This window comes from Dietzia sp. NPDC055343, assembly GCF_053645265.1.
In genome coordinates this window covers 113,809-130,697 of sequence record NZ_JBSHMJ010000005.1, presented here as the reverse complement: position 1 = coordinate 130,697, position 16,889 = coordinate 113,809, and the positions used below count along the sequence as shown (strand labels likewise).

Here is a 16,889-nt window from a genome sequence, read left to right as displayed (position 1 = left end):
CCCGCGCGGTCATCCGCGCGCGCGGATGCCGGGGCGGCGGGCACGAGAGGCGGGCACGGGAGCGGGTGCTCGTCAGCGGCGGAGGTGGACGTCGATCTCCTCGGGAGTCCAGGGCGGGCTGTCGTGGAAGTCCCGATAGGCCAGGATCTGTGCCTCGGGCGTGGGAAACCTGCCGAGGAAGCCGCCCGAGCCGGCGAACACCCCTCCGGTGATCCCAGCGGACAATCCCGAGGCCAGATAGGTGTAGAGGGGCGCCACGTACCGGGGCCCGGCGGGGTCGAGTGCACCGGCGACGCTGAGCTCGTCGAGCATCCCCCTACGCCCCAGCTCGCGGATCTTCCCCTCGTAGTCGTCGCCCTCGGACAGCCTGGTCCGCGCGCCGGGGCACACCACGTTGGCCCGGACGCCGTGCTCCGCCAACTCCGCGGCGATCGCCATGGTCAACGACGTCACCGCGCCCTTGCCGGCCGGATACCCCGTCCCCCCGTAGTCGCCCTTCCATGCGAACGAGGACGTGGTGACGATCGTCCCTGCCCCCGCCTCGACGAAGTGTGGGGCGAACTCGCGACAGGTCGCGAAGACCGTCCCCAGGTGGGCGTCCATGAGATCGGCGAATTCGCTGTGCCCCACGGTGAGGATCGAGGACCCCGGCGGTTCGGCCACCCCGGCGCAGGCGATCAGTCCCGCCACCACCGAGTCGCCCTCGCGGGCCCGCTCGAGGAGTTCACGCGCCACCTCGGGCAGATGGGCGGATCCCGCGACACCCGTGATCCGCCCGTCCGAGCGGGCCGCCAACTCCGTGACCTGCCGCTCCAGCGCGGCGTTGTCGCGGCCGTTGAGGACGACGTCCGCACCGCGGGACGCGAGATCTTCGGCCACTGCGGCGCCGATGCCGCGGGACGAGCCGGTGATCGCGAAGACCTGCCCGTCGAGGCGCAGCCGCGAACCGTCGGCGGACGGGGTCATGCGGACGCGCCCTCGACATCGGTCCGGCGGTCCTGATCGGTTCGGCGATTCTGATCCGTGCCGCGCCCCCGACCGGTACGTCGATCGTGGTCGGGCGCGCGATCGGCGACGAGCGTGCGCGCCCAGCCGTAGTCCGTCTTGCTACTCGGATGCCGCTCGACCTTCTCGACGACCCACAGAGCCGCCGGGACCTTGAAGCCGGCCAGGCTTCCGCGCAGTGACGCCTCGACCTCGTCGAACCGACCGTCGTGCCCGACGGCCCACTCGATCACCGCGCCGACACGATGTCCGAAGCGCTCGTCGGGAATGCCCAGCACCACAGCGTCCACGATCCCGTCCACCGCCTTCAGCGCCGCCTCGACCTCCTCGGCGAAGATCTTCTCGCCGCCGGAGTTGATGACCTGGCTGCCCCGTCCGAGCATGATGATCGTGGCCGGGCCGTCATAGCGGCCACGGTCCCCGGTGAACACCCGCATGGTGCCGGCGACCTCGCGAAACGTCTCGGCCGACTTGGCCGGATCTTTGTAATAGCCGGTGGGTTGGTAGCCGGACTTGACGATCCAGCCGATCTCGGTCGAATCGTCGGGAAGCGGCTCGTCGAAATCGTCGACCAGTTGCAGAGTGGTGCCCCGCGGGATGCGCGGGCCGTGGTCGGTGAACAGGGAGCCGTCGTCGAGATCGGCCTTGGTGACGACCCCCAGGCCGCCGAAACCGCTCTCGGACGAGCCGAACGCATCCATGATCATCAGGTCCGGACGCAATCCGAGCAGGTCGGCCTTGACCGACGGGGAGAACAACGCGGCCCCCGAGGAGATCATGAACATGCTCGAGGTGTCGGCCCCGCTCTCCCTGAGGCGTTCGACGATCGGGCGGACCATCGCATCCCCGGCCACGACGGCTACCTGGATCTTCTCGGACTCGATCTCCTCGAGCGCCTCGTCGGCACGGAAGTGCGGAATGTAGTGCATGGTCCCGCCGGCGAACAGCCCGGTGAAGCTCGGCATGAGGCCCGAGGTGTGGATCAGCGGCAGCAGGATGAGATAGCGCATCGGATCGCCCGCGAGTCCCGACCGCGACTGGTGGAACTCGTCCGGAACCGGTTCACCGGTGTGATAGTCAGCGCCACCGCCGAGGCTGCGCCACAGGTCCTCCTGCCGCCACATCACGCCCTTGGGCTTGCCCGTGGTGCCCCCGGTGAACACCAGGAAGAGGTCGTCGGCGCTGCGCTCGACGTCGGGCCGCTCTCGTGAGGCGGCGGCGAGGAGCGCGCGGGCGTCCAGAGCCCCGGCCGGGAGGGGCTCCACGCCGGATCCGTCGTCCACGACGATCGTGTGGCGGACGGAGTCCAGCCCCTCGGCCGCGCCGGCGACCGCGGCCCCGAACTCGCGGTGGAACACCAGCACGCAGGCATCGGAGTAGTCGTAGAGGTAGCGCAACTCGGCGCCCGAGTAACGGTAGTTGACGCTGATCGGCACCGCACGGAGCTTGAGGATGCCGAGGATCAGTGCCAGGCAGTCCACGCCGTTGCGGAGGTGGACGGCGACGTGATCACCCGCCTTCACCCCGAGGTCGGCCAGGACGGAGCACCACCTGTTGGCCTCCTCGTCCAGCCCGGTGTACGTCAGCCGCCGGTCGTTTTCGACCACGGCCAGCCGATCGTCGCCGTACGCATCAGCGGCATGCTCGAAAAGGTCAGCCAGATTGTGTGCCATGACGGGGCCTCCGGGATCAGGCGGTTCGGGTGGGATGCGGGGTCAGACGGGAGTGATGGGCAGGGACGTGCGTGCGGGACCGAAGTCGAAGGCCGCGCCCGTGCTGATGCGGGTCACGGCGACCTCCTCCGATTCCTTCGCGGGAGTCTCGCCGAGACGCAGAACCGCCTCGAGTCGTGAGCCGTCGCCGGGCACGGCCGCGACGGTCCAGTGCGGGTCGACCGCGTGTGCGGCGGCTTCGAGCGGGCGCAGGTCGCCGGCGGCCATCAGCGGCAGCCAGGTGTCGTCGGCGAATGCGTCCGCGGAGGTGTCCCAGGAGACGGTGAGCTCGCGCCCGTCGTCGGACACCCGCGACGAGTAGCCGGTGTAGGCGGTCGGCCCGGCCAGGGGATGGCTATCGAGGACCGCGGCGAGCCCCCGGGCGTCGGGGTCCGCGCCGAGGGCGTCCCGGATGCGACCCGCGGCGACCCCCGCGATGCCCGTGGCCTGGTACGCGAGCAGCCGGTCGGCGGTCCCGCGATCCGAGCGGCGCCGGACCGACTGGTGGAACCCCACCGCGAGCAGGTGCATCTGCAGATACACCTCGCGGACGACACGGATGAGGGCCGCCGAGGTGAATTCACCGAACACGAGGTCCGTCAACAGCGGGCCCGCGTAGTCGTCGCGCTCGCCCTCGCCGGCGGTGTCCTGCGGGGCGGGCGGGTCGAACCGGAAGTCGATGAGCCGGCTGGACGCCGACTCGACCGCGGGTCCGGGCATCGGCGCCGGTGGGGCGTCCGGGTCGATCCGTACCACCCAGTGACAGTGCGGCGTCCGTCCCTCGGGGCTTCGCGGGGGTCGGTGGATCGGCTCGACGACCGCGCGGGGGTTGGTGGCCAGCGCGGTGGCCGGGAAGGTGGGGTCCTCGATGTCGTGACACATCGTCGTCACGAGCCTGTCGCCCATCGGCTCGACATCCATCAGCGCCCCACAGTGGTCGAGCCAGAACTCGCCGTTGTCGTGGTCGGTGATCCCGTACCGGAAGTCCATGAACTCGGGCGGCGCCCCCACGTCGAGCTGGAAGCCCTTGAAGATCTCGGCGACGCCGTCACCGGTGATCGACAGCGCCTCCTTCATCCGGCGCGTGTAGTGCGGGCTGGCGGCCTGCCACTCCTCGATGGCCACGTCCCGCATGCCGTCCACGCCGAACTCGCCGAGCAGCGCGGGCATCCCCGCCCTGTCGATGAGCTGCCCGATCAGCAGGAGATCGGGCAGCAACCGGGCGAGGGAGGCGTGGTCCAGGGTCTCGAGCGGATCCGGGCGCGACAGCGGGGCCATGGGGCTCAGACCTCGTCCGGGCTCGACACCGGCCAGAGCGGGGCCGGGCTGTCCTCGATGCGGTACCAGCCGGCGGGCTTCCCGCCGGCGCCCTCGAAGCGGGCCTTCATGGAATCGGTGAGCGCATCGGCCTCGTACATGCGCATGAACAGGTCCACGACGTTGCCGAAGTCGAAGAAGTCGCGGTGCCAGGCCCACTGCTGGTTCCCGTTGTAGAGGAACCACGATCCGCCCAGGCCGTGCACCTCGTACGGCTGGCCGGTCTTCGGGTCGACGGTGTCGCGCGCGATCTGCTTCCACAAACAGAGCACGTCACCGGTCTCGGGGTCGATGATCGTCCGGATGTACGGGTACTCCCAGCCGTCGAGTCCTGCCATCTCCTGGCCGAGCGCGATGTCCCGGATCTCGTCACGGCCGACGGCCATGAAGTCGTCCTTGGTGCCGTAGTTCCAGCCGTAGGTGGCGTCCTCGGCGTAGAACGACTCCAGCGGTCGCCAGTCCTTGTTCCGCTCGCACTCGGCGTTCGCGTCCACCCATTTCTGGACGAAAGCGGCGATCTCTGCACGGTCGTATCGGGTCACGTCACTCGTCTCCTGGTGGGGTGTCGTCCGGGATCGTCTGATTCCCGGGGTGACTGTGTTCGGTTCGGGGTGTCAGTTCTCGACCAGGCGGAGTGCCTGTGTCGGGCAGTACCTGACGGCGTCCTTGACGGCCGCCAGCTGGTCGTCGGGGATCTCGCCACGCTTTGCGCGGACCTTGGCCTCGGAACCCTTGCCGACCGTGAACCAGTCGGGGGCCTCCGCCTGGCACTCGGCGTGCCCCTGGCACAGGTCGAAATCGACCTCGACTCTCATCGCGTCCTCCTGTTCCCTCAGCGCTGCCGCCGGCGGTAGCGGACCACGCACGGTTGGGCCAGCTGGACGACCATTTTGGAGTGGTCGTTGTGGTAGCTCTCGGCGGGCTGGGCGAGTTCGAACTCGTACTCACGCAGTAGTACGGAGAAGATCGCTTTGATCTGCAGTTGGGCGAACGCCGCGCCGACGCACCGGTGCCGCCCGGCGCCGAACGGGATCCAGGTCCACCTGTTGACGATGTCCTCCTGCCGCGGCTCGGCATAGCGGTCCGGGTCGAAGGCGTCGGCGTCCGGGAAGTCCTCGGGCAGTCGGTTGGACACCGCCGGCGAGGCGGCCACCGTCTGTCCGGCACGCACCGCGTAGTCGCCGATCCGCACGTCCTCCTGGGCGACCCGCATGAGGATGATGAGCGGAGGGTGCAGGCGGAGCGTCTCCTTGAGAGCGTTCTCCACCTTGGGCATCTGGCGGAGCGCACCGAACGAGTACTCGGCGCCATCGGAGTAGATCTCGTCGAGCTCGGCCACGACCTCGGTCAGGTAGCCCGGGTTCCGGAGAAGCTCGATGAGCATCCATGCACTGGTGCCGGAGGTGGTGTGGTGACCGGCGAACATCATCGAGATGAAGATGCCGGTGACCTCGTCCGGGGAGAACCGGAGCGTCCCGTCCTCGTTCTTGACCGAGACCAACACGTCCAGCAGATCCCGGTCGTCCTTGTCCGCCGGCGGGTCGGCGATCCGCTCGTCCATGATCGCCGAGACCAGCTCCACCAGGCCCTCGCGGGCGGCGTCGCGCCTGCGGAACGAGGGGATGTCGGCGTACGGGTCGATGTACGCGTGGGGGTCCGTGCCCTGCTCGAGGTCGTGGTAGAGGTGGGCGAACCGGGCGTCGAGCTGCTCGCGGAACTTCGGTCCGATCAGGCACGCGGACGAGGTGTAGATGGTCAGCTCGGAGAACCACTCGAGCAGGTCGATCTCGCCCTCGTCGCCCCACTCGGCCACCATCCGTTCGACCTCGCGTGGGATGGTCACGGCGTGCTGTCGCATGTGCTCGCCGCGCAGCGCGGTGTTGTGGAGCATCTCCGAGCGCCGTTCGGGGCTCGCGTCGAAGACGACGCCCTCGCCGAACACCGGCGTCATGAACGGGTAGGCGGCCGCCTGGTCCAGGGATTCGTCCGGGGCTCGGAAGAACGCCTCGTTGGCGGCGGCGCCGGAGGCCAGGCAGATGTCGCGGTCGGCGATCCTGAAGATCCCGAGATCCCCGCATTCCTCGCGCACCCGCCAGAACAGACTGATCGGATCGGCGCGCAGCTCGTCCATGTGCCCGAGCCCGCCTTCGCCGCCGGAGACTCGTCCTGGCTCGGCGAGCGTGGAGAAGTCCGGGAACTCTACGGGGTTGCCGGTGCTGGTCACGAGTAGTCCTCCTCGATGGGGGCCTCCGGCTGGATCTCCAGCTCGGTGATCTGTGCGCCTCGGGGCATCGACACCATCGCGGCGACGCCCCGGGCGAGGTCGGCGGGTTTGCACATGCGTGGATGACGCCCGAAGCCGTGGCGTACCCAGTCGTTGATGACGGATTCGGCGGTCTCCGGGTCGAACTCGGTGCCCATCTCGGTCATCACCGGGCCGGGGCGGACCACGCCGAGCCGGACCCCGGTGCCCTCGAGCTCCTTGCGGGCCTGGATGGCCATGTTCTCCAACCCGGCCTTGGCGGCGACGTAGGCGCCGGAGCGGGGGCGGGCAGTGTAGGCCACGTCGGATCCGATGACGACGACGTCGCCGCGGCGGCGGTCGACCATTCCGGGCACGATCGCGTGGAGCAGCCGGTGCACGGACAGCAGGTGGATGTCGAGCTGGGCTGCGAACTCCCCGGGGTCCATCTCCCAGACCCTCGCCATCTTGAGCGTTCCCGCGCTGGAGACCAGCACCTCGGGATCGCCGTAGGCCTCGGTCGCGGCGGCGACGAAGGCCGCCACCGATCGGGCGTCGGTGACGTCGACCGCGCATGCCGTGGCCTCGCCGCCCGCCTCACGGATCGTGGCGACGAGCTCGTCGAGGCGGGCGGCACGGCGGGCGCCCACGACGACGGGGTGGCCCAGTGCCGCGAGCGCTTCGGCGCTGGCGCGGCCGATGCCCGACGAGGCCCCGGTGATCAGGGCCGGCCGGACCGCGTTGTCCAGCTGGGGCGGGAAACGCAGACTCATCGGTGCCGCACCTCGACCCGCATCGGCAGGTGTGCGAACCCGCGCACGTTGGAGGAGTGCACGCGCTCCGCGCCGGGCAGCAGTTCGTACCCGGTGATGGAGCTGGCGATCATGTCCAGGGCGACGCGGCCCTCGAGCCGGGCGAGATGGGCGCCCAGGCAGAAGTGGGGGCCCTGACCGAAGCTCAGGCTGGCCGAGGTGTCGCGGGTCAGGTCGAAGACGTCCCCGTCGGAGAACACGTCCTCGTCCCGGTTCGCCGATCCGATGAGCATCAGGACCTTCTGGTCCGAGGGGATCGTCACCCCGCGGATCGTGGTCTCGGTCGTGGTGGTGCGCAGGATCATCTGGCTCGAGGTGTCGAAACGCAGGGTCTCCTCCACCCACTGCGGGACCATCTCCGGGTCGGTGAGGACGAGCCGAGACTGCGCGGGGTACTCGTGGCCCCAGAACAGGGCGTTCGCCAGGAGCTTGGTGGTGGTCTCGTTGCCGGCCACGACCATGAGGAACAGGAAGGACAGGATCTCGTCCTCGTCCAGCTTCTCGCCGTCGATCTCCGCGTCGATCAGCGCCGACGTGAGGTCCTCGGTGCGTGACCTTCGCCGCTCGGCGACCATGCCCTGGTAGTAGGTGATGAGATCCAGCGCCGCGACCATCGACTCCTGGGGGACGTCCTGGACGCCCTCCTCTCGGTGCATCACCAGGTCCGCCAGCCGTCGCAGTTCGGCGCGGTCCGCCTCGGGCACGCCCATGAGGTCGGAGATGACGTCCATCGGGAGCTTGCCCGCGTAGTCGTCGACGAAATCGAACGATTCGCCGTCGCGGGAGCGCTCGAGGCACTCGTCCCAGTACTCGCGGGAGATCTTCTCGATCCCCTCGCGCAGCGCGTCCACCCGCCGGGAGGTGAAGCCCTTGCTGACCAGCCGGCGCAGGCGGGCGTGGCGGGGATCGTCCATGGCGAGGAACGACATGGTCTTGTAGGCGTGCGGTCCGTACGCGGCAGGGTCGAGCGAGACCCCCCTGCCGCTGGAGAAGACCTCGGGATCGCGGAACGCCTCGCGCACATCGGAGTACTTGCTCAGCGCCCAGAAATCGAGCTCCGCGTTGCGGTAGACGGGCGCCTCGTTCCGGAGACGGGCGTAGAAGGGATACGGATCCTCGTGTACCGCGTAGTCATACGGACTGAACACGAGCGGAGCGGGGGTTGCGGTGGTCATATCCGATGTCACCTCAGGATCAGTCGTGCGGCGGATTCGATCGCGTCCGCCATGTCCGCGTAGGAGCCGTAGCCCATGCCTGCTCTGACGAGCGCCCCGGCATAGACCATCTCCAGCGCGGACACCACGTCGTCGTCGTTCTGATCGCCCAGGGCCGCCACCAGGCGGCGACGAATGTCGGCGCCGATCCGCACGCGCAGGTGGGACACCTCCGGATCGTCGCCCAGGAGCGCGCCGGTGACCGCCGAGGACAACTCGGGCTCGTCGGCGATCAACAGGGCGACATCGCGCAGCACCGCGACCACCCGGTCGACCGTGGAGCCACCCTCGATCGGTGCGGTCGCGTGGTCATCGAGGCGACGCCAGAACACCTCGGCGATGAGGTGTCCCTTGGAGGAGAAGTAGGTGTAGGCGGTCGCGGGGGCGACGCCCGCCCTGGCCGCCACGGCCCGGACCGCGAGGCCTCCGGCACCCTTCTCCCGAAGCACTTCGACAGCAGCACTGGTCAGGCGGTCGACGGTCTCGGCCTGCTGGCCGTTGAGCCGCCGCCGTGTGGATTCGAAACGGGCTGCAGTGGACATGTGTCTGGACAGTACACCAACCCCGGACTATCGTCTAGACAGCTGTCCACCCAACCGATGCCCACCCAGCCCGACGGAAGGCCCCCCCGTGACGACGAGCATCACCGACACCGCACCGCTGCTCATCGGCGGCGAACTCCGGCAGTCCACTTCGGGCGCCACGTTCGACGTGCTCAACCCGGCCACAGAGGAGGTCCTCGGCTCCGCCGCCGACGCCACCTCCGAGGACATGGACGCCGCGATCGCGGCAGCCCGCACCGCTTTCGACACCACCGACTGGTCCACCGACCACGCATTCCGCGCGTCGTGCCTGCGCCAGCTCCGCGACGCGCTGCAGTCACACACGGAGGAGCTGCGCGCGCTGACCATCGCCGAGGTCGGGGCGCCCCACATGTTCACCACCGGACCCCAGCTCGAGGGGCCCGTCGCGGACCTGGGCTGGCTCGCCGATCTCGTCGAGGCCTACCAGTGGACCGAGGACCTGGGCGAGTCCGAGATCATGGGCGTGCGCTCGCACCGCACCACCCGGCGCGAGGCGATCGGCGTCGTCGGCGCCATCACGCCGTGGAATTTCCCCAACCAGATCAACCTGGCCAAGATCGGCCCCGCACTGGCCGCCGGCTGCACCGTGGTGCTCAAGCCCGCGCCCGACACCCCGCTCATCGCCGCGGCCGTGGCCCGGATCGCCGCCGAGGAGACGGACCTGCCCGCGGGAGTGCTCAACGTGATCTCCTCCTCCGACCACGGGATCGGCGCGCAGCTGACCACCGACCCCCGGGTCGACCTGGTCTCCTTCACCGGCTCCACCTCGACCGGCAAGAAGATCATGGTCGCGGCAGCCGAATCGCTGACGAAGGTGTTCCTGGAGCTGGGCGGCAAGTCCGCGTCGGTCGTGCTCGACGACGCCGACCTCGGCACCGCCTGCTTCATGACCGCCCTCAACACCTGCACCCACGCCGGGCAGGGCTGCGCACTGACCACCCGGCTCGTGGTGCCCCGCGAGAAGTACGCCGAGGCGATCGAGGCCGCCAAGAGCGCCATGGCCTCGTTCGCCCCCACCGACCCCACCGATCCCGGCGCGTTCTGCGGCCCGGTGATCTCCGCCGTCCAGCGCGAGCGCATCGAGGGCTACATCGAGCTCGCCCGCGCCGAGGGCGGCACGATCGAGATCGGCGGCACCCGCCCGACCGGCGAGGGCTTCGGCCGCGGCTTCTGGGTCGAGCCCACTCTCATCTCCGGGCTCGACAACTCCGCGCGCGTCGCCCGGGAGGAGATCTTCGGCCCCGTACTGGTGATCATCCCGCACGACGGCGACGAGGACGCCATCCGGATCGCCAACGATTCGCCCTACGGCCTGTCCGGGGCGGTGTGGGGTACCGATCCGGAGCGGGTCGAGAAGGTCGTGGCCGGGATCCGCACCGGCACGCTCGGCGTCAACGGCGGCCAGTGGTACGGCGCCGACGTGCCGTTCGGCGGCTACAAGCAGTCCGGCATCGGCCGGGAGATGGGCCGCGAGGGCTTCGAGGAATACCTCGAGATCAAGTCCGTCGCGACGCCGGCCTGACCCGCGCCGGCCGCACGCCGATGACCGGCCCCTCACCACAGCATCCATCAACAGAAGGCAGTCAGACCATGGGACGTTTCGACGGTAAGACAGTGATCGTGACCGGCGCGGCCGGCGGCATCGGCGAGGAGTACGCCAAGGCGCTCGCCGCCGAGGGTGCCAAGGTGGTGGTGGCCGACGTCTCCACCGAGCAGGGCGAGCGCGTGGCCACCGAGATCATCGAGGCCGGCGGCCACGCCTTCTTCCAGCACACCGACGTCTCCGACGAGTTCTCGGCGAACGCGTGCGCCGAGGCCGCGGTGGAGCGATTCGGCGGGCTCGACATGCTGGTCAACAACGCCGCGATCTTCGGCGGCATGAAGCTGGACTTCCTCATCACCGTGCCGTGGGACTACTACGAGAAGTTCATGTCGGTGAATCTCAATGGCCAGCTGCTCATGGTGCGGGCCTGCTGGGAGAAGATGGCGGCCGCCGGCGGCGGCGCGATCGTCAACCAGTCCTCCACCGCGGCGTGGCTGTACTCGGGCTTCTACGGCCTGGCCAAGGTGGGTGTCAACGGCCTGACCCAGCAGCTGGCCACCGAGCTGGGCGGCTCGAACATCCGCATCAATGCGATCGCCCCCGGCCCGATCGCCACCGAGGCCAACCTCACCACCACCCCGCAATCGATCGTCAGCGAGATGGTGGACAAGCTGCCGATCAAGCGGATGGGCCAGCCGGAGGACCTCGTGGGGATGCTGTTGTTCCTGCTGTCGGACGAGGCCAGCTGGATCACCGGCCAGATCTTCAACGTCGACGGCGGACAGGTCATCAGATCGTGAGCGAGCATCCGCCCATGAGTGGCGCAGACGACCTGGACCCCACCGATCCGGCCGACGCGCCGATCGGGCCGGGACTTCCCGACGACTCCCCCGCCCCGGTCGGCTTCATCGGACTGGGCAACATGGGCGCGCCCATCGCCAGGCGACTGCTCGCCTGGCCCGGCGGGCTCGTGGTGTGCGATGTGCGCGCCGAGGCCACCGAGCCGTTCGTCGCCGAGGGCGCGACCGTCGCGGATCGCGCGGAGGATGTGGCCCGGACGGCGAAGCTGATCTCGGTGACGGTGCTCGACGACGCCCAGGTCCGCGACGTGGTCGACGGCCCGCACGGCATCCTGCGCACCGCCTCCCCCGGAACGGTGATCGCCGTCCACTCGACCATCTCCGACTCGACGGCCGTAGAGTTGGCCGAGGTGTGTTCTGCGGCCGGCGTACATCTGATCGACGCCCCCGTCTCGGGCGGCGCGCAGGGTGCGGAGGCCGGCGAACTCGCGGTGATGGTCGGCGGCCCGCGCGAGGTCTACGACGCCTGCAGGCCGGCGTTCAGGCTCTGGGCGGGCATGCCTGTCCACGCCGGCGAGGTGGGCGCGGGCACGCGGATGAAGCTGGCGCGGAACCTGCTGCACTTCATCTCCTTCACCGCGACGGCCGAGGCCTCGCGTCTGGCCGAGGCCGCAGGCATTGACATCGCGGGGCTAGGCCGCGTGGTGCGGCACACCGACGCGATCACGGGCGGCGCCGGCGCGGTGATGCTCCGCGACACCACCGCGCCGATCGACCCCGAGGACTTCTGGCACGGCGTGTTCACCCATGTCCGCGGCCTGGGAGAGAAGGACCTGTCGCTCGCCCTGGGCCTGGCCGATCGCCTGGGCGTGGACCTGCCGCTCGGTGCGATCGCCCTGCGCGATCTGGGCGCCGGTTTCGGTGTGGGGCCGGGCGAGATCGCCCTGGCCGCCGATGCGGGCACCGGGGCCGGCGCCGGAGCGCGTGTCGGCGCGGGTGCCGACGAGACCAACGACAACGACGACGACAACGACGAGGTACACGGATGAGCAACGAGGCGGACGCCGGGTTGAGCCCGGAACGCGCACACGGACTGGCCATGATGACCGAGGCGTACGGATTCGAGATGTCGGACGGGCCGGGTGACTACTTCGCCGAGACCGCCGACCATCTCTTCGGTCGGATCTGGTCCCGTCCCGGACTGACCCACCGCGACCGCCGGCTGTTGCTGCTCGGCGCCCTCACCGCCCAGGGGAACTCGGACATCGCCGATATCCAGGTGGGCGCGGCGCTGGGCAACGGCGAACTGACGGCGGACGAGCTCGAGGAGATCGTGCTGTTCCTCTGCTACTACGCGGGCTGGCCCAACGGGACCAAGCTCGGCAACGTCGTGGGGCCGCACGTGGCCCGGGCCCGCAAGGCCGCCCGCCGCGCCGAGAGCTGAGGGGTGCCTACTAGGTTGGTGCCCATGACCGCACCCGAGATCGAACCGTCGCTGCTGGCCGTCGCGCTCGCCGCCCCCGGCTTCATGCCCCTCGAAGAGGGCACCACCCTGTACGAGATCGCCTGCGAGTACCTGGGCGACGGTGTGGGCGTGGAGATCGGCACCTACTGCGGCCGTTCGACGGTGTTCCTCGGCGCAGCGGCCCGGGTGACCGGCGGCAGCATCGTCACCGTCGACCACCACCGGGGTTCCGAAGAGCACCAGCCGGGCTGGGAGTACCACGACGCCGACCTCGTCGACCCGCACACCGGTCGGCTCGAGACGCTCGGCCGGTTCCGGCACACCGTGTGGGACGCCGGCCTCGACGACGTGGTGACCGCGGCCGTCGGCAGCTCCCGTCAGGTCGCCCGCGTGTGGGGCAAACCCGCCTCGTTCGTGTTCATCGACGGTGGGCACTCCTCCGAGGCCGCGCAGGCCGACTACGAGGGGTGGGCCCCGTGGGTCGAGATCGGCGGAGCACTGCTCATCCACGACGTCTTCCCGAACCCCGAGGACGGCGGGCGCCCCCCGTACGAGATCTACTGCCGTGCGATCGAGTCCGGCCAGTTCACCGAGGTCCGCGCCGTGGACTCGCTGCGCGTGCTGCGCCGCGACGCCGGCGAGGTCGGCGCCCCGATGCCCTGAGCCGGGCCGCCGGCCACACCCTCCGGGACGCCGGATCAGACGGCCCAGCGGCCGCCGGCACTCCAAGGGTCGCCGGCACCGGGCCCACCGCGCCGGGCGTGCAGGAATCGGCCGACCACCGCGGCGCCGAGGTCGTCGACCTCCGGCGCGACCACCGTGCCGTCCACCCGCCGGGCCAGCGCGTCGAGAAACCGCGACAGTCCGGGGTCGTCCCCCAGCCGGAAGAACGTCGTCCGGGCCCCGAACCGCGCCACCCGGTCCAACTCGTCGACGGTCGTGCGGATCGTCTCGGGATCCGGCGGATAGGCGAACCACGGCTCCCCACCGGCGAGCAGGTGCGAGGTGGGTTCGCCGTCGGTGACGATGAGCAGCACCGGCTGCATCGTGGGGTGCTCGCGGAAGAAGCGTCCCGCCAACAGCAGCGCATGGTGCAGGTTCGTCCCCGGCTCGTATCGGGCGTCCAGGGAGAGAAGGCTCTCGATGGTCCTCGTCTGCGCGAGACTGCCGAACGAGATGAGTTGCATGCGGTCCTGCCGGAACCGCGTGGTGATCAGGTGGTGCAGGGCCAGCGCCGTGCGTTTCATCGGGACCCAGCGGCCCTCCATCGCCATGGAGAACGAGGTGTCCACCAGCAGCGCGACCGCCGCCCGGGTGCGGGCCTCGCTCTCACGGACCTCGATGTCCTCGGGCAGCAGCCGGATCCGCTGCCCGGTCGGGCGGCCCTCCGCCGCCGACCTGGTGATCGCGTTGGTGACCGTCCTCGGCACATCCCAGGACGCCACGTCACCGAACTGCCACTGGCGACTCGCCCCGGTCTGCTCCCCGGCGGCTCCCGAGGCCCGGGTCTCCCGCGCGCCCGACCTCCCGGACAACCGGCGGGCCGCGTCCCGCAGGAGCGAACGGCCCAGCTTCCGCAGTGCGGCCGGGGACAGCCTGAGGTCACCGTCCGGACGGCGACTGAGGTAGCCGGACTCCCGCATCTCCCGCTCGATCCGGGCGAGGGTCTGTACGGAGACCGCCGCACTGTGACCGAGGTGCCGGGCCACGGCCTCGAGGTCCAGCTCGGACAATGGCGATCCGTCGGAGTGCGCGAGCTGCTCGGCCAGCCGATCCAGATCACCGAGCTCGGCCATCACCGCCGCCCCCTCGGACATACCGAGTCCGTCAGAGCCCTCGAAGTCGCTGGAACCACCCCAGTCCTCGCCGGGTCGCAGGGTCTGGAGCAGCCCGTCGAGCCGACCGAGCTGATCGGAGAGCTCGGGCGAACCGAATGCCTGCTGCGACAGGGCCATCAGCTCCTCCCGTTGCTCGGGGGTCATCGAGTTCATCATCCGCTGCGCCGCGGCCGATCGGGCCGCCAGCGTGTCGATGAGTTCCTCGACATCGCGCGGCTGCTCCGGGAACGAGTCCCCGTGCGTGTCCATGAAGCGCTCGAAGTCCTCGCGCGTATCCTCCCCGCGCGAGTGCTTGTCCAGCAGGTCGGTCAGGTCGGACAACATCTCCGAGACGGCGGCCCGGTCGGCGTCGGTGGCGTTCTCGAGCGCCTGCCTCATCCCGGAGAACCGGGCGTCCAGCGCCTCCCTGCCGAGAAGATCCTGGATCTGCCGGAACGACTCGCGGGCGTCGGTGGATGCCCAGTCATATTCCGCCAGCTCCCCCACCGCCGCGGCCGGGGAGCCCGGGAGATTCTCGAGGGTCATCTCCCGCATGGTGCGGTCCATCGCGTCCATCCGGGTGTCCCGGGCGAGCTGCCCCCGCTCGGCCAGCACGGCCTGCTCGAGCAATCGAGCGACCTCGTCCAGCGTGCCCCCGAGGTGGTGCTTCTCCAACAGTTCGCGCCGCCGACAGTTCAGGTCGCCGGCGAGTTCGTCCAGCCCGGTCAGGTCCCGACCACCGCTGCGCAGGAACTCCCGCATCGACTGCTGCGGCGAGTAGCCGGCCATCACGCCCTCCGACACGGCCTCGAGCGCCTCCGACAGGTCCAGCGGTGGGGCGAGCGGGTCCGGCCCGCCGACATACCGTCCATAGCGGGCATTGCGTTCGGCTCGCGCCATCGTGCACCTCTCTCCTCCGCGCCGGCGTGCAGCGCTGGTCCGGCGTTCGCGGCCGTGCCGGGTCAGCCGTATACCGCGGCGCCGTCCCCGGTCTCCTTGGACAACCGGCGCGACAGGTACAGCCCCTCCAACGCCAACTCGATCGCGCCGGCCCGCTGACCCGCGGTCCGCGCGCCGGCCCGCTCGGCGATCTCGTCGTACAACCCGGGCTCGGACAGCTCGGGCAGTGCCTTCAGGAACTCCGCCGCCGTCACGTCGGCGCCGGTGGTCAGCGTCAGATCGCCGTCGAAGGCCTCGACGAGGGGCGCCATGTCGACCCCTCGGAACAGGTCCCGGACGACATCGATCGTGGCGCTCCGCAGCAGGTATCGGAGGATCTCCGACTCCCGCCCCTCCTCCCCGGGCTCGAACTCGATCTTGCCGCGCAGAACGTCCACCGCGGCGTCGACATCGACCAGGCGGGCCACGGCTTCGCCGCCGTCGTCGTCATCCAGACCTCGCACCGCCACCCGACGCCGCGCGGCCGCGGCGACGGTCTCGGCGCCGGCGATCGCGACACGCGCCGACACCCCGGACGCCTGGTTGACCGCGTCGGAGGCGCGCAGTTCGCGGGTGAACCGCGCCAACAGCTCCATGAGCGGCTGCGGAACGTCTGCGGTCAGGTCGGACTCCTGCCGCACGACCTCGATCTCGTCGACGAGCTCGAGCGGGTAGTGGGTGCGGATCTCGGCGCCGAACCGGTCCTTGAGCGGGGTGATGATCCGGCCGCGGTTGGTGTAGTCCTCCGGGTTGGCCGAGGCCAGCACCAACACATCCAGCGGCAGGCGCAGCACATACCCGCGGATCTGGATGTCCCGCTCCTCCATGACGTTGAGCAGCGCCACCTGGATCCGCTCTGCCAGATCCGGGAGCTCGTTGAGCGCCACGATCCCGCGGTTGGCGCGGGGCACCAGGCCGTAGTGGATGGTCTCGGGATCCCCCATCCGGCGGCCCTCCGCGACCCGCATCGGGTCCACGTCGCCGATCATGTCCGCCACCGAGGTGTCCGGCGTGGAGAGCTTCTCGACGTACCGCTCGCTGCGGTGGCGCCACTCGATCGGCAGGGCGTCACCCTCGCGGGCGATCCGCTCCCGGGTGGGGCCGGTGATCGGGGCGAGCGGGTCCTCCCACAGCTCGGTGTCGGCCACCACCGGCGACCACTCGTCCAGCAGTCCGACCAGGGTGCGCAGTAGGCGTGTCTTGCCCTGCCCGCGCTCGCCGAGCAGCACGATGTCGTGGCCGGCGATGATCGCCCGTTCGAGTTGCGGGATGACGGTCGTGGCGAAGCCGTGCATGCCCGGCCACGGATCCCGGCCAGCGGCGAGTGCCCCGAGCAGGTTGTGCCGCAACTCCTCTCGGAGAGTGCGGCTGGTGTACCCGGCGGCGCGCAACTCGCCGAGGGTCCTGATGTCCGGTTTGTTGCTCACGCTGCCCACCGT

General features: G+C 70.2%; 16 protein-coding genes. 5 read left to right on the top strand and 11 right to left on the bottom strand.

The genetic code is table 11. The features are described 5' to 3' along the window. Positions 1–72: 72 nt before the first annotated feature. The 9 genes from ACWIE7_RS04290 to ACWIE7_RS04250 form a co-directional block, all read right to left on the bottom strand. On the bottom strand, positions 73–966 hold the full coding sequence (locus tag ACWIE7_RS04290) for an SDR family NAD(P)-dependent oxidoreductase (protein ID WP_454068648.1): 894 nt from the start codon (positions 964–966) through the stop codon (positions 73–75). After that, positions 963–2,678, bottom strand: coding sequence for an AMP-binding protein (locus ACWIE7_RS04285; protein WP_452098577.1), 1,716 nt, complete (start codon positions 2,676–2,678; stop codon positions 963–965). Before ACWIE7_RS04285 ends, ACWIE7_RS04290 begins: the two co-directional genes overlap by 4 nt. 42 nt (positions 2,679–2,720) lie before the next feature. Beyond that, on the bottom strand, positions 2,721–3,995 hold the full coding sequence (locus tag ACWIE7_RS04280; RefSeq protein WP_454068647.1) for a hypothetical protein: 1,275 nt from the start codon (positions 3,993–3,995) through the stop codon (positions 2,721–2,723). Positions 3,996–4,000: 5 nt separating this feature from the next. Then, entirely contained in the window at positions 4,001–4,576 is a 576-nt protein-coding gene (locus ACWIE7_RS04275; protein ID WP_452098575.1) for a nuclear transport factor 2 family protein, read from the bottom strand. 72 nt (positions 4,577–4,648) lie between these two features. Then, positions 4,649–4,849: a ferredoxin gene (locus tag ACWIE7_RS04270; RefSeq protein ID WP_230928272.1), complete on the bottom strand. Its 201-nt coding sequence runs from the start codon at positions 4,847–4,849 to the stop codon at positions 4,649–4,651. A 17-nt stretch (positions 4,850–4,866) separates the two neighbouring features. Further along, on the bottom strand, positions 4,867–6,165 hold the full coding sequence (locus ACWIE7_RS04265) for a cytochrome P450 (RefSeq protein ID WP_452098739.1): 1,299 nt from the start codon (positions 6,163–6,165) through the stop codon (positions 4,867–4,869). A gap of 89 nt (positions 6,166–6,254) precedes the next feature. After that, on the bottom strand, positions 6,255–7,049 hold the full coding sequence (locus ACWIE7_RS04260) for an SDR family oxidoreductase (RefSeq protein WP_452098573.1): 795 nt from the start codon (positions 7,047–7,049) through the stop codon (positions 6,255–6,257). Beyond that, entirely contained in the window at positions 7,046–8,263 is a 1,218-nt protein-coding gene (locus tag ACWIE7_RS04255) for a cytochrome P450 (protein ID WP_452098572.1), read from the bottom strand. The genes ACWIE7_RS04260 and ACWIE7_RS04255 overlap by 4 nt, the downstream gene beginning before the upstream one ends. A gap of 8 nt (positions 8,264–8,271) precedes the next feature. Next, the gene (locus ACWIE7_RS04250; RefSeq protein ID WP_452098571.1) at positions 8,272–8,844 is read right to left on the bottom strand and encodes a TetR family transcriptional regulator; all 573 of its coding nucleotides are present in this window, start codon (positions 8,842–8,844) and stop codon (positions 8,272–8,274) included. A gap of 88 nt (positions 8,845–8,932) precedes the next feature. Between ACWIE7_RS04250 and ACWIE7_RS04245 the strand changes: the two genes are divergently transcribed. The 5 genes from ACWIE7_RS04245 (at position 8,933) to ACWIE7_RS04225 (ending at position 13,357) form a co-directional block, all read left to right on the top strand. Further along, positions 8,933–10,408, top strand: a complete 1,476-nt coding sequence (locus ACWIE7_RS04245; protein ID WP_454068646.1) for an aldehyde dehydrogenase — start codon at positions 8,933–8,935, stop codon at positions 10,406–10,408. A 68-nt stretch (positions 10,409–10,476) separates the two neighbouring features. Then, positions 10,477–11,229 (top strand): SDR family oxidoreductase, encoded by a 753-nt coding sequence (locus ACWIE7_RS04240; protein WP_452098569.1) that lies wholly within the window; start codon positions 10,477–10,479, stop codon positions 11,227–11,229. Between the two features lie 14 nt (positions 11,230–11,243). After that, positions 11,244–12,278, top strand: coding sequence for an NAD(P)-dependent oxidoreductase (locus ACWIE7_RS04235; RefSeq protein ID WP_454068645.1), 1,035 nt, complete (start codon positions 11,244–11,246; stop codon positions 12,276–12,278). Beyond that, positions 12,275–12,673: a carboxymuconolactone decarboxylase family protein gene (locus ACWIE7_RS04230; protein ID WP_452098567.1), complete on the top strand. Its 399-nt coding sequence runs from the start codon at positions 12,275–12,277 to the stop codon at positions 12,671–12,673. The genes ACWIE7_RS04235 and ACWIE7_RS04230 overlap by 4 nt, the downstream gene beginning before the upstream one ends. 24 nt (positions 12,674–12,697) lie before the next feature. Further along, entirely contained in the window at positions 12,698–13,357 is a 660-nt protein-coding gene (locus ACWIE7_RS04225) for a class I SAM-dependent methyltransferase (RefSeq protein ID WP_452098566.1), read from the top strand. 35 nt (positions 13,358–13,392) lie between these two features. Here ACWIE7_RS04225 and ACWIE7_RS04220 read toward each other — a convergent pair whose 3' ends face one another. Both ACWIE7_RS04220 and ACWIE7_RS04215 read right to left on the bottom strand, forming a co-directional pair. After that, positions 13,393–15,411, bottom strand: a complete 2,019-nt coding sequence (locus ACWIE7_RS04220; RefSeq protein WP_454068644.1) for a vWA domain-containing protein — start codon at positions 15,409–15,411, stop codon at positions 13,393–13,395. 62 nt (positions 15,412–15,473) lie between these two features. Further along, positions 15,474–16,877: a sigma 54-interacting transcriptional regulator gene (locus ACWIE7_RS04215; protein WP_454068643.1), complete on the bottom strand. Its 1,404-nt coding sequence runs from the start codon at positions 16,875–16,877 to the stop codon at positions 15,474–15,476. Positions 16,878–16,889 lie beyond the last annotated feature (12 nt).